12 protein-coding genes and 2 tRNA genes are annotated in these 15,518 nt (G+C 42.1%); 7 read left to right on the top strand and 7 right to left on the bottom strand.

Going from position 1 to position 15,518, the window contains the following annotated elements; genetic code table 11:
• Positions 1-27 precede the first annotated feature (27 nt).
• The 4 genes from gorA to U9670_RS04815 all read left to right on the top strand — a co-directional run bounded on the left by gorA (position 28) and on the right by U9670_RS04815 (position 4,493).
• Complete coding sequence (gene gorA, locus U9670_RS04830) at positions 28-1,389, top strand: glutathione-disulfide reductase (protein ID WP_323841197.1); 1,362 nt, start codon at positions 28-30, stop codon at positions 1,387-1,389.
• 70 nt (positions 1,390-1,459) lie between these two features.
• Positions 1,460-2,962 carry an aminoacyl-histidine dipeptidase gene (locus U9670_RS04825; RefSeq protein WP_323841198.1) on the top strand — a complete coding sequence of 501 codons (1,503 nt, stop codon included), beginning with the start codon at positions 1,460-1,462 and terminating at the stop codon, positions 2,960-2,962.
• Positions 2,963-3,035: 73 nt separating this feature from the next.
• Positions 3,036-3,512, top strand: coding sequence for a YcgN family cysteine cluster protein (locus U9670_RS04820; protein WP_323843767.1), 477 nt, complete (start codon positions 3,036-3,038; stop codon positions 3,510-3,512).
• A 114-nt stretch (positions 3,513-3,626) separates the two neighbouring features.
• Positions 3,627-4,493, top strand: a complete 867-nt coding sequence (locus tag U9670_RS04815; RefSeq protein WP_323841200.1) for a CBS domain-containing protein — start codon at positions 3,627-3,629, stop codon at positions 4,491-4,493.
• Between the two features lie 51 nt (positions 4,494-4,544).
• Here U9670_RS04815 and U9670_RS04810 read toward each other — a convergent pair whose 3' ends face one another.
• On the bottom strand, positions 4,545-5,333 hold the full coding sequence (locus U9670_RS04810) for a hydroxymethylpyrimidine/phosphomethylpyrimidine kinase (protein WP_323841275.1): 789 nt from the start codon (positions 5,331-5,333) through the stop codon (positions 4,545-4,547).
• 205 nt (positions 5,334-5,538) lie between these two features.
• Here U9670_RS04810 and U9670_RS04805 point away from each other — a divergent pair.
• The 3 genes from U9670_RS04805 to U9670_RS04795 all read left to right on the top strand — a co-directional run bounded on the left by U9670_RS04805 (position 5,539) and on the right by U9670_RS04795 (position 6,616).
• A tRNA-Ser gene (locus U9670_RS04805) sits at positions 5,539-5,628 on the top strand.
• Positions 5,629-5,745: 117 nt separating this feature from the next.
• Positions 5,746-5,822 (top strand) — tRNA-Arg (locus U9670_RS04800).
• A gap of 242 nt (positions 5,823-6,064) precedes the next feature.
• Positions 6,065-6,616 (top strand): RDD family protein, encoded by a 552-nt coding sequence (locus tag U9670_RS04795; protein WP_416381495.1) that lies wholly within the window; start codon positions 6,065-6,067, stop codon positions 6,614-6,616.
• A 50-nt stretch (positions 6,617-6,666) separates the two neighbouring features.
• Here the strand turns inward: U9670_RS04795 and hemN are convergent, their stop codons facing one another.
• The 6 genes from hemN to U9670_RS04765 form a co-directional block, all read right to left on the bottom strand.
• The gene (hemN, locus tag U9670_RS04790; protein ID WP_323841202.1) at positions 6,667-8,067 is read right to left on the bottom strand and encodes an oxygen-independent coproporphyrinogen III oxidase; all 1,401 of its coding nucleotides are present in this window, start codon (positions 8,065-8,067) and stop codon (positions 6,667-6,669) included.
• Positions 8,068-8,389: 322 nt separating this feature from the next.
• Positions 8,390-10,984, bottom strand: a complete 2,595-nt coding sequence (locus U9670_RS04785; protein ID WP_323841203.1) for a prolyl oligopeptidase family serine peptidase — start codon at positions 10,982-10,984, stop codon at positions 8,390-8,392.
• An 83-nt stretch (positions 10,985-11,067) separates the two neighbouring features.
• Positions 11,068-12,351 carry a porin gene (locus U9670_RS04780; protein ID WP_323841204.1) on the bottom strand — a complete coding sequence of 428 codons (1,284 nt, stop codon included), beginning with the start codon at positions 12,349-12,351 and terminating at the stop codon, positions 11,068-11,070.
• Between the two features lie 18 nt (positions 12,352-12,369).
• Positions 12,370-13,566: a hypothetical protein gene (locus U9670_RS04775; RefSeq protein WP_323841205.1), complete on the bottom strand. Its 1,197-nt coding sequence runs from the start codon at positions 13,564-13,566 to the stop codon at positions 12,370-12,372.
• A gap of 302 nt (positions 13,567-13,868) precedes the next feature.
• A complete protein-coding gene (pth, locus tag U9670_RS04770) occupies positions 13,869-14,444 on the bottom strand; it encodes an aminoacyl-tRNA hydrolase (RefSeq protein ID WP_323841206.1) in 576 nt (191 codons plus the stop codon).
• Between the two features lie 137 nt (positions 14,445-14,581).
• Complete coding sequence (locus tag U9670_RS04765) at positions 14,582-15,253, bottom strand: 50S ribosomal protein L25/general stress protein Ctc (protein WP_323841276.1); 672 nt, start codon at positions 15,251-15,253, stop codon at positions 14,582-14,584.
• Positions 15,254-15,518 lie beyond the last annotated feature (265 nt).

Here is a 15,518-nt window from a genome sequence, read left to right as displayed (position 1 = left end):
TAATTAAAATTTATAAGGAAAAAAGTCATGACCAGACATTTTGATTACATCACCATCGGCGGTGGTTCTGGCGGTATTGCATCAGCAAATCGTGCTGCTATGTATGGCAAAAAAGTTGCCATTATTGAGGCTAAGCATGTCGGCGGTACTTGTGTGAATGTTGGTTGTGTCCCAAAAAAAGTGCTGTGGTATGGTGCAAACATGGCAGCTGCAATCCATCACTACGCTCCTGATTATGGTTTTAAATTAGATGTTCAGGATTTTGATTTTGCCACGCTTGTCAAAAATAGACAAGCCTACATTGGCCGTATTCATCAGTCCTATAAAAATACTTTTGAAAAAAATGGTGTTACTTTAATCAATGGATTCGCTAAATTTGTTGATGCTCAATCGGTGGAGATCAACCATGAAGATGGTACCAGTGAGGTCATCACAGCCGATCATATCTTAATTGCCACAGGTGGCCGTCCTTACCGCCCTAACATTGAGGGTGCAGAATTTGGCATTGATTCAGATGGGTTTTTTGATTTGACCAAATTGCCCAAATCCGTTGCTATTATAGGCGGCGGTTATATTGGTGTTGAGATTGCGGGCGTGATGAATGCACTGGGTGTGCAGACGCACCTTTGTGTGCGTAGTGGTATTTTAAAGGGTTTTGATGATGACATCGTTGAGGTGTTAACTGATATCATGACAAAAGATGGCATCACCTTCCATACGGGCGTCAATCCGACAAAGATTGAAAAAGGCGAGGGTTTAACCGTTCATCTAGATGGTGGCGAGAATTTGAATGTTGAATGCCTAATTTGGGCGACAGGCCGTGTTCCTGCTACTGATACAATCAACTTGGAAGCTCTGGGCGTGGCGACGAATGTCAAAGGGCAAATCATCACTGATGAATTTCAAAATACCAATGTCAATGGTATTTATGCTGTGGGCGATATCATTGAAAATGGTATTGAATTGACCCCTGTGGCAGTTGCTGCAGGGCGTAGGCTTTCTGAGCGACTTTTTAATAACAAGCCTAACGAACGCTTAGATTATAGCAATGTTGCTACAGTTGTATTTAGCCACCCACCAATTGGCACAGTCGGCATGACTGAGAGTGAGGCGGTGGCTCAGTTTGGTGTAGATAAAGTAAAGGTCTATCAATCAAACTTTACGCCAATGTATTCTGCCATCACTGCCCATCGTGAGCCATGTCGCATGAAATTGGTGTGCGTGGGAGATGATGAAAAAGTGGTGGGCTTGCATGGTGTGGGCTTGGGTGTGGACGAGATGATTCAAGGCTTTGCTGTCGCCATTAAGATGGGGGCGGTTAAGCGTGATTTTGATGATACAGTTGCCATTCACCCAACAGGTTCAGAAGAATTTGTTACGATGAGATGAGGGCAAGCATGAGATTTATGCTTAAATGTGATAAAATGGGTGCATCTAAAACCAAAAGGAAGGTGAGAATATGCTAAATATGACGGCTTATCAGAGCAATGCATCTGTCGTAGCACATCTAAAACCAAGCCTGCTTTGGCAATGGTTTGCTAGAATTTGTGCCATTCCGCACCCAAGCCATCATGAAGAGGCACTTGCCAATCATATCATGGATTGGGCCATATCTTGTGGGCTGTCCGCTCGCCGTGATGGTGTAGGCAATGTCATCATCACCAAACCTGCCACTTGTGGCATGGAAGACCGTGAGCCAATTGCCCTACAAGCACATCTTGACATGGTGCCACAGGCGAATGCTGATACACTGCATGACTTTACACAAGATTCTATTATTTTGCGAACAAACCCTGAAAATCCAAATTGGCTCATGGCGACTGGTACGACTTTGGGAGCGGATAATGGCATTGGCGTGGCCAGCTGTCTTGCGGTGTTGCAAAGTGATGATTTGGCTCACCCTGCCATTGAGGTACTGCTTACCATGACCGAAGAGACAGGCATGGTGGGTGTGTTTGGATTGCAAGCAGGAGAGCTTAAATCAAAGCTGATGATCAACACTGATACTGAGGAGATTGGTGAGGTTTATGTTGGTTGTGCTGGCGGTATAGATGCCAATGTACACCTACCTTGCAAGCAGATTGACAATCATTTTGACAGCAGTTTTGTTTTTGCCATAAAAGGTCTTAGCGGTGGGCATTCTGGTATCGACATTCACAAGAATCGAGGTAATGCCATAAAAATTTTGTCTCGCATTTTGGCGATGGTCTTGCCAAAATTTGATGGTAAGTTTGCTATTGCAAATCTAAAAGGTGGCACACTTAGAAACGCCATTCCTAGAGAAGCAAATATTACTTTGGCGTGTGATGAAATGACACAAGGCGACTTGATGACGGCGTTACAATCGGCTTTTGATGTGGTGTTTGATGAAATCAAAAAGGCAGAGCCAAAAGCTGTTTGTGTGATTGAAAAAACAGCAAAAGCAAATAAAGTACTAGGCATAAAAGATACGGCACGCATCATTCATCTGGTGAATGCCCTACCAAATGGCGTGGTACGAAACTCTGACATGGCAAATAATACAGTAGAAACTTCATTGTCTTTTGGTGTGCTAAGCCTTGATGAACTGGGTCTAAATGCCAATTTATTGATTCGTTCTTTGGTGGAGTCTGGCAAAGATGCTGTTTGCCAGACCATCAATAGCTTGGCAACATTGGCAGGGGCGAGTGCTGAATTTGTGGGCAGTTATGTGGGCTGGAATCCTGATGAGTATTCAAAAATCACACGCTTGACCAATGAATTGTACGCCAAAATACTGGGGCATGAGCCAGAGGTAAAGGTCATTCATGCAGGACTAGAATGTGGATTGATTAAGCAAAGCCACCCTGAGATGGATATTGTCTCTATCGGGCCAACCATTAAAAATGCCCACTCGCCACAAGAGATGGTACATATTGATAGCGTGAATACTTATTGGCAGTTGCTTACGCAGATTTTAGCTAACGCACCCAAAAAAGCCTAACTTTTGTTTGAATTTTTAAAAATCATTCTTGTTGTAACAATATAAATCTTTTATTCACTCACCAGTCATGATAATGCACCATAACAGCCAAACCGACCAACTCAGAGAGCGATTTTGGGAAAAATATCCTTTAAGCGAGCTTAATGATGATGAATGGGAAGCACTGTGCGATGGTTGCGGTGTGTGCTGTTTGGTAAAATTTTTGGACGATGATGATCCAAAATTTACCACATATACTGATGTGGCCTGTCAATTGCTTGACTGCACAACTGGGCATTGTTCTGATTATGCTAATCGTAAACAATATGTTCCTGACTGTATTCGTCTGACCGCTGACATGGTGGCAGATATGATGTGGCTACCAAGGCATTGTGCCTATAAAAGACTGCATTTGGGGCGACAACTGCCATATTGGCACTATCTTGTTGCAGGGCAGACAATGCACAATAAAGCGATGAGTGATGTTGGTGTGCGTGGTCGCTGTGTGTCTGAAAGCTTATTTGACGAAGAAGATATTGAAGAAAGAGTGATTCGCTGGGTGAAAGTCTAAAAGCGATGTATGCTTATTGCGAAATCAACAAAAATTATTTGAATTAACGCTTGAATAATCTTGATAAATCCGCTAAATTAAACGAAACTTTCTATCAATTCTAAGGGATTTGCAATGTCTGACGACAGTCAATCGGGCAGTTGGAGGCGAGGGCTAAAGCGTTGGCTCTCCACTGCCCCTGAAACTCGTGATGATTTGTTGAAGTTGGTGCAGGATTCACGCCAATTTTTGGAGCCTGATACAGTAGATATGCTTGAAGGTGTGCTTGATTTGCCAGCAACCCAAGTGCGTGAAATCATGACACCACGCCCACAGCTTGCTGCTGTAAATAGCAATGACAGTATCGCTGACATTTTGGCATTGCTTCTTGATACAGAGCACTCCCGTTATCCTGTATTTGATAGCCATGATAATGATGCAGTGATTGGGATTTTGCTTGCTAAGGATTTGATACCTATTTTTGCCAAGCATGCAAAAGGCATTGATGAGCCGTTTATATTAAAAGATATTGTCAGAAAGCCTTTGTATATCAACGAATCAGCACGCTCAGATACCCTTCTTCGCCTATTGCAAAAGGCACAAGTTCATATGGCGGTGGTGCTTGATGAGTTTGGTTCGGTATCAGGCATTGTGACAATGGAAGATTTGCTAGAAGAAATTGTCGGTGATATCGTTGATGAGCATGATGATATTGATGAAGACAGCGATATTAATAATATTGTTCCGCACGCCACCAAAGAGGGTGTGTGGCTGATTCAAGCATCAACACTGATTGGTAGCTGTAATGAAACCATTGGTTCACAGTTTGATGACAAAGATGTGGATACGATGGGTGGGTTGGTCATGCAGGCACTTGGTTCGGTAGGCCATCTTGAGGGCGAGATGGTACAGATTGATGATTGGCAGGTCACGGTCATTGATGTAGAGGGGCGATTCATTCATCTGCTAGAAGTAGCTTATTGCCCACAATCAGAGGTTTAACATCTAAATTTCATCAAAAGCACAATCATCAATTGTGCTTTTTTATTTTTATTATATGAATCTATTGGGGATAAGTTGTGCTTTTGGATTGTCTGGGTGTGGTCTGTCGGCATTTTTTAGGGTGTTGATGACCCATGTATCAGCATTTTTGACCGCACCAATTAAGTCGTCCCCTATTGCCAATCTTCCTGCAATGTAGCTGGCCAGCGAGCAACCTGAGCCGTGAAATTCGCCATCTAACCGTTCAATGATGCTTGTGTGAGCAATTTTTTCATTGATATATAAAAATTGTTCAATGTTACCACTTTCAAAATCATGTGAAGTCTTGACCAGTACAGCTTTTACGCCCGTACCATTTAATGCCTTGGCACAATCGTGTAGGTCGTCAAATCCTGTTAATGCACGCAGTTCGTGTGTGTTTGGTGTGATGAGCGTAGCGTGAGGTAATAGTTGGGCGAATGCTTTGACTAGCGTGTCTTTGTCGCCAAGATGACCGCCAGAGTTTGCCACCAAAACAGGGTCTAGTACAAATGGCGTGCCTGCATCTATGATGTTGCTGACAAATAAATCGGTGAGCATGGCGATATTGTCTACCGTGCCTAACATGCCTGATTTAATGGCTTTGACGGGCAAATCATCAAGTACGACCTGTGCTTGAGCTTTTAGTAGCGTGTTTGATACTGGCTCAAAGCCAAGCACCGCTTGAGAGTTTTGTACTGTAATGGCTGTGCACGCCACCGCTGCGTGTGCACCTGATGCACCGATAGACTCGATGTCAGCTTGCAATCCAGCCCCACCTGATGGATCAAGCCCAGAAAAACACAGCACGGTGGGACGCATGGTATGTATGGCCATAAAAATCCTTATCATAGAGCTTGCTAGATTGATGATATCATAGCAAATTCTACGGATTTTTTCATAGGTTTATATGCTTTTTTTGAAAATTTTAGCTTTTTTGTCAAAAATTGCTTGCAAAATATTAAAACTTTGTTATAATTACCGCCCACAACATGCTGTGATTTACACGCATTTTGTCAAATAAAACGGTGACGTGGGTGAGTGGCTGAAACCACATCCCTGCTAAGGATGCATACGGGAAACTGTATCGAGGGTTCGAATCCCTCCGTCACCGCCATTTATTTTTTTGAGTTACTCTGAAAATAAATTAAAAAAATACTTGACTTACTGAATTATTTTAGTATAATAGTACACCATCAAGATGAAAGCAGTTGATGTTAAATCTTGATAATATGCACCCGTAGCTCAGTTGGATAGAGCACTTGGCTACGAACTAAGGGGTCGGGAGTTCGAATCTCTCCGGGTGCGCCATATAACAAAAAATCATCAAAACAAAATAGTTTTGGTGGTTTTTTTTGTGCTAAAAATCTGGTGAAATGTAGCAAAGACTTTAATTAAAATGTTTGGGGAATTTCTTGTTGTTTCATGCTAAAATAAAACGAAATTTTAATTCATCATACATCATGACCAAGTTTATGAAGCAACACCAAAAAATTTCTCAATCACCAAAAACCAAAACTGTTCAAGATGAGCCAATTGTTATCTCAGGCCCTGTGGTTCGTTTATTAACCATGTTGTATGATGGCATGCTTATTTTGGCGATGTTGTTTTTAATGGGGCTTGTATTATCAGTGGTTGGTACGCTGATGTTTTTTGAGGTGGGAGGCAGTGCTGCTGATGCAAAATCTTTGCCAGTTTGGTATCAAAACGGCGTGATGACCCCTGCCTTTGTACTGACTTTGGTGGGGTTTTATGGCATATTTTGGCGAAAGTCTGGACAAACGCTCGGTATGCAGACTTGGCGACTAAAAACCGTTACAAGAGATGGTCAACTTTTGACTTGGGGTGATAGCTTTAAGCGTATTATCGGTGCGTGTGCTGTGCCATTTTTATTTGCGTTGATAGGTGCAATGGTCAATGGTTCTCGTTTGGCGATTCTGCTGAGTGCTTTTTTTGGCTTGATGTTTAATTATGTATTTTGCTGGTTCAATCGTCGTGGTTTATCGGTGCATGATATTTTGTCCAACACCATGACTTTAAAGGTGCCAAAATTTGAGCATGAAGGTCTTTTTGCCTCATTAAGGCGTAAGGGTTTGAATAAATAAAATGGATTGTGCTAAAAAAGCGTTCATGAAATTCATCATGAACGCTTTTTTTAGATGACCTTTGAGAATCGGTTGGTGTGTTTTTGTGTGAGATATTCATCAAACAGCATGGCCACACTGCGTCCTAAAATCCTTCCCTTTGGTAAGATTTCAACACCTGATTCATTGATGACAACCAATTCATCATCTGCCATGTCGGCAAGCTGAATCAGCTCATTATTAAAATAACTTTTTGCATCAATGTTAAATTTTGCGTTAATATCGGCAAAATCTAGGCGATCATGGCATAAAAGATTCATGATGACATAACGGCGAAGTTTGTCTTTGGCGTTAGATTTGATGTGCTTGACAGCGGGCAATTTGCCATCATCAATCATGTGTTTATATTCAGTCAGGTCGGTGTGATTTTGAAGAATATCTTGGCCAATTTGACTGATGGAGGATACGCCAAAGGCAAGTAAGTCACATTCACCAAGGGTGGCATAACCTTGAAAGTTGCGATGCAGTTTTCCTTCTCGTTGAGCGATTGCCATGGCATCATCTGGACGGGCAAAGTGATCGATACCGATGTATTGATAGCCTGCATCGTTGAGTGTATTGATGGTATTGCCAAACATGACCAATTTATCAGCAGGGCTTGGCAAGTCTTCGTTTTTGATACGACGCTGGGCGGCGAACCGTTCTGGCAGGTGTGCATAATTAAAAATCGATAGGCGGTCAGGGCTGATGTCGATGATTCGTGCTACTGTATCTGCCATACTTTTTATTGTCTGGTGTGGCAGGCCGTAAATTAAGTCAATGTTGATTGAGCAAAATCCAAGTTTGCGAGCATCTGCCATTACTTGGCGGATTAAAGACTCTGGCTGGATACGATTGACAGCAATCTGCACTTTTTCATTCAAATCTTGCACGCCAAAGCTTAGGCGGTTAAATCCCAACTGTCTGAGTGTGGTCAGTGTATGCTCCCCAAGCTCTCGTGGGTCTATTTCTACTGAATAATCACCATCTGGGGCAAACTCAAACTCATCTTGTAAAAACTCCCAAAGTGCCACCAATTCATCATCACTAAAAAAAGTCGGTGTACCCCCACCAAGATGTAGCTGTTTGACGATTGGATTGCCATTTAAATAGGATTTTTTGTGCTTGACCTCTTTGATGAGATAATCTAAATAATCGCCAGCATCGCTATTTTTTTTGGTAATGATTTTATTACAGCCACAGTAATAACATAGATGACGACAAAATGGAATGTGAAAATACAGTGAAATGGGTGTTTTGGGATCTTTTTTTGCTAAAATCTGTTGTTCTACGCCATCAGCGATGGGCAAGAATTCAAGTGCGGTGGGGTAGGAGGTGTATCTTGGACCTTGTCGGTTGTATTTTTTAATTAAGGACTCATCAAAGTGTACATCGCTAAAATGTAGAGGTTGATGATTGGCATAAGGATTCATGGCTCGCCCCTTTTTTTAGCATTTGTTTTTAGTTGGTATGTTTGGATTATTATACCTTGCTTTTAATGGGTTATCAATTTATCGGGCAATATTTGCTAAGATGTTTTAAAAGAGTGATTTGCTCATTTTTTTAGCGGTGTGTTTTTTTATGGTGCTGATTGTGCGGTTTTGATATGGGTGATAGGTGGAGGTTTGGTTTGCTAGTGATGATCAGATGGGGGCTATGCTCTGGCAGTTGTGCTAACAATGATGATTTTGGTTTAAAAAAATAAAAACCGCCCATCACGAGCGGTTTTTATTTTTTTAGTACAGGTTATTTGACTTATTGTCTATGCTTTAAATATTCCTGCTCTTTTTTGGCATCTTCTGCACGCCATTTAGCAGTTTTCATCTCATCAGCAGTTGGGCGTTGCTCAAGATTTGGCACACTGGTAATGCCCATTTCATTCAATGCAAACGCCACAGTTGTTAGTTCATCCTCTACGCGTTCGGCATAGGTGTTAGGACCATGGCCATGATCTTCAGAAGCACTTAACAAAGCAGGTCTGTCACAACTTTGAACCTCTTGTAGCTTGGCAGCAAAGCGGTAGGAGTGTGAAGGTACGACTCGGTCGTCTCGTTTTGAGGTCTGAATGAGTGTAGATGGGTAGCAATTGCCTGATTTTAGGTTTTGATAAGGTGAATAACTCATCAAAACATCATACACATGGCGACTTTCCTCAGGTGTGCCGTATTCTTCCATCCAAAATTGGGTGATGCCAGCTTTTTCATGACGAAGTTGGTCAAGTACAGCAACTTGTGGGAATGCCACTCGGTATTTGCCAGGGTGGCGAACCATCGCTGCACCAATCAGCAAACCACCATTTGAGCCACCAATGATGCCCAAATGATCAGGGTTGGCATAACCTGCATTATTTAGATAATCAGCAGCAGAGGCGAAGTCATCGTAGCCTACCAAGCGTTTATCATGTTTGGCAGCATTTTGCCACGCATCACCGTATTCACCGCCGCCACGAATGAAGGCGTGTGCCCACACACCACCGTTTTCTAGCCAGATGGCATTGGCAGGAAAACCAAACACTTGGTCATAGATAACCCCATAACCACCATAACCATATAGTAATGTTGGGTTTTTGCCGTCTAATTTGATGCCCTTTTTGTAGCTGATGTTCATTGGGATTTTTGTGCCGTCGTTGGCGGTGTAAAATACCAACTTGGTTTCAAACTGGCTGTCATCAAAAGGCGTCAGGTCGAAGCGACGAATATCCAAGAACTTTCCTTTGGCAATACTATACTTGTAGTCTGTTGATGGTAAAGTTGGATTGCTAAATCGGAATTTGATATAGTTTTCTGAGGCTTCTGGGTCATGCTTTTTGGCTTCAGCGTCTTCTTCCTCATCTGAAGAGTCATCAACGACATTGCCTGAAAGCTTGGAAATATATCCTGCACCTTGTGCTGGGGTCAGATCTTTACTTTCTCCTGTTTTGATGTCTATAAGAATCAGGCGACTCACCCCATCTTTTAGATAGCTCACCAAGAAGTAGCCATCGCCTTCTTTGTGATAGTAGGCCTCACGCATGATGTCGTATTCAGGCGGTGTGGTTAAAAATACCTCACGCTTATTTAGGTTGTCAAGATTGATTTTGATGATCTCGCCCTTGCGGTTATTCTCACCGCTGATGATATAGGCATCGCGTGTCTCTGGATCAAAATGAACCAGTTTTGCTAAGATGTTATTATTAAAAGATGGATTATTTTTGAACACTTCATCAAAGAATTTCTTGCTGTGCAGGCGATAGCTTAAATCTGTTTGACGGTCTTTAATATAAACGGAGTCAGCACTGTTCCAAGTGTCCATGACGATATAGCGTTTGTCCTTGCCTTCAAAGGAGATGCTATTGATACTAGCTCCATCAACATGCGAAAGAGGTATGGCGATAGGATCGATGAACTTTTCCTTGCCAATGTCACGGTAAAAGACCAATGAACGATGCTCTTCAACCGCTCCATAGTAGATGGTATCATCATCGAACCATTCTGCAGCAGGGTTTGTGCGATTGATGCGACCGATGATTGGGGTAGCAAGTTCACCTGTCTTGGTGTTGATGATGTGCAGGAACCAAGGGTCAACATCAGCACTGCCTTGTCTTACAAAAAAAGAAATGTAAGAACCGTCTTTGCTGGCTTTGACACTGCCACGAATGGTTGCTTTGCCATCAGGTGCTTTCTCGCCATCAGCAGAGATGTTTGCCTCATTGACAAGCTCGGTCCGTGTACCATCAGGAGCAATTCGCTCAATGCGAAAATAACCATCGCTGTGGCGATACGATCGAATCTCACCAATGTCTTTGCGATAGATTCTCTCAACGGTGTGTTCGACATTTTTTAGAGCGTCGACATTTTTTTTGAGCTGTTCATAAACAGGTAACTGTTGAATGTAGCTTTCAGTGACGGCATTTTGGGCATTAACCCAGTCATTGACACGGCTTGAGGTTGGTGTTGGAACGGTTTGCAAGTACTCGACAACTGCTTGGGTAAGAGGCTTGTCGTCTTCTTGAATGGTGCCAATGAGGTTGCGTTCTCTATCTTTACTGCTCTCTTTAGCAATACGAGCATCAATATTATCGTAGTCTTCCAACCAGCGATATTTATCAACATGAGTTGCGGCAGCATAATGGTCAATGCCATCATCAGGTGCATGAGGATTGGAGCTGTGTACGGCATTTCTTGTAGAAGCTGTATTGGCTGATATGCCAAATTCGCCATACAAAAATGGATCCAGCTGTTCTTGATGAATGGGTGTGTGTGGGTAGTTTAATTTTTTTACTTGGTTTTTGTCATCTTCTGCATGGGCCATACCTGCAGATAGGCAAGCAGCCAAAGCAAGAAAAAGCGTGCTTAATTGAGTTGGTTTCATTTACAATTATTCCTATAAGTCAGTCCCTCAATATGACCATCAATCACATTGTAAAAATGCTCTTGATGGTCATGTGATGGGTCTTAGAAAGTGAAGACAAGTCCAGCACGAACATTCTTATCGCTAAGACGGCTGATGTCTTTGCTTGCAACTTTAAATGTGGTCTCTTCGATATCATAACGGGTGTATAGACGCACATTAGGACGCACACGGTAGTCAAGCTGAACATAGCTTTCTTTGGTATCGGCATTGTCAAACAGATGAGTTTCATCACCATCTACATAAGAATAATATTGCTTGGGATCATTAGGATCAAGGGTTCTAAGGTCTGTACTTAAAGGTTTTGCACCTTTTTTAAGCTGCGTGCTGGCTTTTTTGATGCCATGACCTGCACTGACTTGGAAAATAGGGTTGATGTCATAAGCAACTTTTGCACCCAAGTAGTCGCTGGTTTTGGTGTCAAGTGGCGTTTTTTCATCTTTTGAGAAAGTCTCTTTTTTGCGACCAATATCAGCAGCAACCAGCAATTTGCCTACTTGGTATTCAACAGAGCCAGCCACACTTTGGGTTTGGGCGGGGTGTTGGTTTAGGGTGTTATTAATCCACCCAAAATCAACCCGATTGCCACCTGAGTTTAAAACAATAGGCGTGTATGCTGGATTTGCCTCTTTTTGGCTATAACCCAAGCCAAAACGAACACTGTGGTCTGCTTTGATTGGGTAGCGGTAGCTTAGTGAAGCACCATAGCCTGATTTGATGCCAGAGTTATCATCTTTTCGTACATCATTCACACCAGAGAAGCTGTAATAAGCACTGGCGTGCAGTCCTTTTTGGCCATAGTAGTCTAAGCGAAGTGCTGAGGTGCTAAATATGTCAAGTGGTGTGTCAGTGCCTGTGCGATTGACATAATTGGTGTGTAGGTATTGACGACCCAAGCTGACTGCACCAATGCCCTTTTTGTCAATTGATAAGCTTGAGTTTGATAGATACATATTGCGACTGTCGCTGTATCCTAGACCAATGTTGGCAGTGGTACGCCAGTCATTAGGCAGTTTTTGAGAGGCACGAAATTCCACATAAGAAACCCCTTGATTTTGTCCCAATCTGGTTTGTTTGTCTGTAGCATCTTTTGGAGTCTCTACAGGTGATACTCCGCCATCGCTGTGCCAATCTTCACCATCACCATCGTTTAGGATATGGTGCTTGGCATCTTGGTTGGTGGCTTGCATATCAATCTGACCGTTGATGTCAAGGCTTAGACCGTCTTTGGTGTACAAATTATACACAGCATGGCTGCTCATGCCAAGACCAATGACACTGAGGGTTAAAGCAAGTTTGGTTAAGCGAAAAGTGGCTGTATTATTCATATAAAAAGTCCTTTAAAATTAAAATGAGAAAGAAGCACCAACAGAAGTATAAAGTCTATCACGCTTACTAAATTCACCCTCTGTAACATAGTTCTTGGTTTGGGTGTTTGACACCTCACCATTTAGGCTGATGTTTTTATATAGCTGATATTCTAGCTTGGCAAGATAGCGATCTTGTTTAACTTTTTCAAAAAATTGAGCTTCGTTTACATTTTGGTGTTTGGCCAAATCTTTGAAACTAACAGCTTTGCCATTGGTGTCTGTCTTATGAGCGTAGCTTAGAGTGCCACTCAGGCGAGGCGTAAATTCATAGGTTGCTTTAACACCATATACTTTGGTATTTAAGTTGTCCCACCAAAAGCCATTGTACTTGTTGTTTCTTTGGCCATAATCTAAGCCAAGTTTTAGATTATTGTCCTGCAAACCGATGCCCACAAGATAAGATTCTCCCTGACTGATTTCCTCAGCATAATAAGGGTCTTTATGTCCTTCGCTTTTGGTGTAGCCTGCCGCCAGCGTTAAGTTGTTTCTTGCCCCAAAATCAAACTCATATCCCGCTGAGACACCGCTACTTTTATGCAAACCAAACTGATAGCGACTGTTGACATCAGGCGAGGCATTAAATAAATGGTAGCCAGCCAGTGTTAAGTTGGGTATTTTGGTGTAGCGAGCTGAGATATTTGTACCTCTGCTTTGGAGAATATTGTCAACATCGGTCTGCTTGACAGGCAAACGAGTCCAGCCATCACCAACAGTAACACGACCCAATTCTCCAAATGATCCAAAATCGAGTGATACACCCCAAAGCGCACCGTAGTTAGTACTAGAATTTTGGTTGTAATACAGATAAGTGGTGCCGCCTAATTTAAGTTTTTTGGTCAATGCTTGAGTAACATACAGCTCAATGCCTGCATCATCAAGACCTTCTGCTTTGAGACGCTCATCGGCATCTTTACGGTCTTGGTCAGCCAGTACATCTGCTAATGTACCATCTTTACCATAAATGGCAGGGTCTGCCATGGTATAGTTAAACTTATCTGAAGTGGTGCTAAGCCTAGGATTGACACTACCACCAACATATAATTGTAGACCATCTCGGACATTTGGAGTGCTGATCCACACACTGTGAGCAGGCATTGCCAAAGCTGCCAGAATGGAGATGAATAAAAATTTTGAGGTAGATTTAAGTTTGGTGTGGGGGGTTATCTTAAGCATAAAAATTCGGTTCTCCTTAACAAGTAAACCAGTCCTAGCGGTGTCTGTAAATTTAAAAAAAGCAGTCATGGCAAGAAAGGGTCTTAAGACAAATATTACCAAAAGTGCTCATTTAGTAAAATGATACAAAACTCTTGGTTTGTTTAGATTAGCATGACAAATATTGAAAATCAAGCAACAATTTTAAAAAATAAATAATAAAAGCCTGACTATCTGTTTTGTATGTAAATATTTGTGATCAACAGCCTGATTGATGTGTGTCATGGCTAACAATAGCACGGAGCGTCAAGCTTGTATGTGAGTTAAAGTTTAAAACTGTTGATGTTATTTTGGGCTTTATCAAGATTGCCTGACATGATAAGCTTTAGATTATCGATGGCACAATCTAGTGCTTTATCAATACTGATGAAGTCATTGCAACTTGGCTTGGACAGCACCCAACCACTGACTTTGCTGGCGTGCCCAGGGTGGCCAATGCCAATGCGTAGGCGATGAAAATCAGCACCGATGTGCGGTACTATATCTCTTAGTCCGTTATGCCCACCATGCCCACCACCTGTTTTTAGGCGGATACTGCCTGCATCAATATCCAATTCGTCATGAGCGATAAGCATTGCATTTGGTGAAATGTTATAAAATTTTGCCAAGGCAGCGACAGCAAGCCCAGAGCGATTCATGAAGGTATCGGGTTTTAATAGGCGTACATCTTGACCAAAAATCATACCACGACCAACATGACCGTGGTATTTTTTATCATGGCTTAGGTTGATGTTAAATTGCTCGGCAATTTTATCAATAAACCAAAATCCTGCATTATGGCGAGTGTCTTTGTATTCGTTGCCAGGGTTGCCAAGTCCAACGATGAGTTTTATGGTCATGTCTTGTCTTTATGAGTAAAAAAATTACCGATTATTATAGTTAATTTTTAATAAAATGAAAATAAATTGGTAACAAAAAAGCCAGCAAAATTTTGCTGGCTTTTGAATCATTAGAATGATTTACCCTGATGGTTGTATCATTCTTCTTCTTGGCTTTGTGCATCTTCAGCAGGTGCTTCAACAGCTTGTGCTTCAGTGCTTTCTTCTTCGCTCTCTTCTTCAACTTTTTCTACAGTTGGTGCTTGCATGCTAACAACGGCGTTGTCTAGTTCGCTGTCGTCATGTAGAACCAATGTCAAGCCTTCTGGTAGTACAACATCGCCTAGGCGAATGTTGTCGCCCACTTCTAGTGCAGCCACATCAACTTCAATGAATTCAGGTAGGTTGCGTGGTAGGCAAGTTACTTGAATGTCGTTCATCAGCTGAGTAAGTACGCCACCAGCTTTTTTGCCAGCTGATGCTTCTTCATTAACAAACTGTACAGGTACATTAAAGTTCATCTCTTGACCACGAACAATGCGTTGGAAGTCAGCGTGTAGCGGAAAACCCTTTGACGGATGGCGTTGTAGTGCCTTGATGACCACTTCGTGCTTTTGACCATCTAGCTCAATGCTGATGATGCTAGAAAAGAACGCGTCTTCTGAAATGGCTTTAACTAATTCATTTGTTTTTACGCAAATAGAAACTGGCTCACCTTCACCACCATAGATGATGGCAGGAATTAGATTTTCTTTACGCAGGCGGCGGCTCGCACCTTTGCCCTGCTGTTCGGTAGCGCGTGCTACGGCATTTAGAGTGTAACTCATGATGATTCCTTAAATGGGAAATGAATGAAAGATTTAGGCTTGCGACCAGCCTAATCATCTTCCAAGGCAGTTGGCAAAAAAGAAGGATAACTTCGCTTTATGCTTGGAAAATTAGCCATCAATTATACTAAAAATTTTTATCATTGGCAAAGGTTTTCGTGCTGATTTGAGCTTATTACCAAGAAAAGATGGTTGTTTCATGGTTAATTTTGGTAAAAATATTTAAAAAATCCACCATTATTGAGAACAAGTCTCATATTCTTTATCT

The sequence above is a fragment of the Moraxella tarda genome (assembly GCF_035181405.1).
In the GTDB taxonomy this organism is placed as follows: domain Bacteria; phylum Pseudomonadota; class Gammaproteobacteria; order Pseudomonadales; family Moraxellaceae; genus Moraxella.
This window is presented reverse-complemented; position numbering and strand designations above follow the sequence as displayed.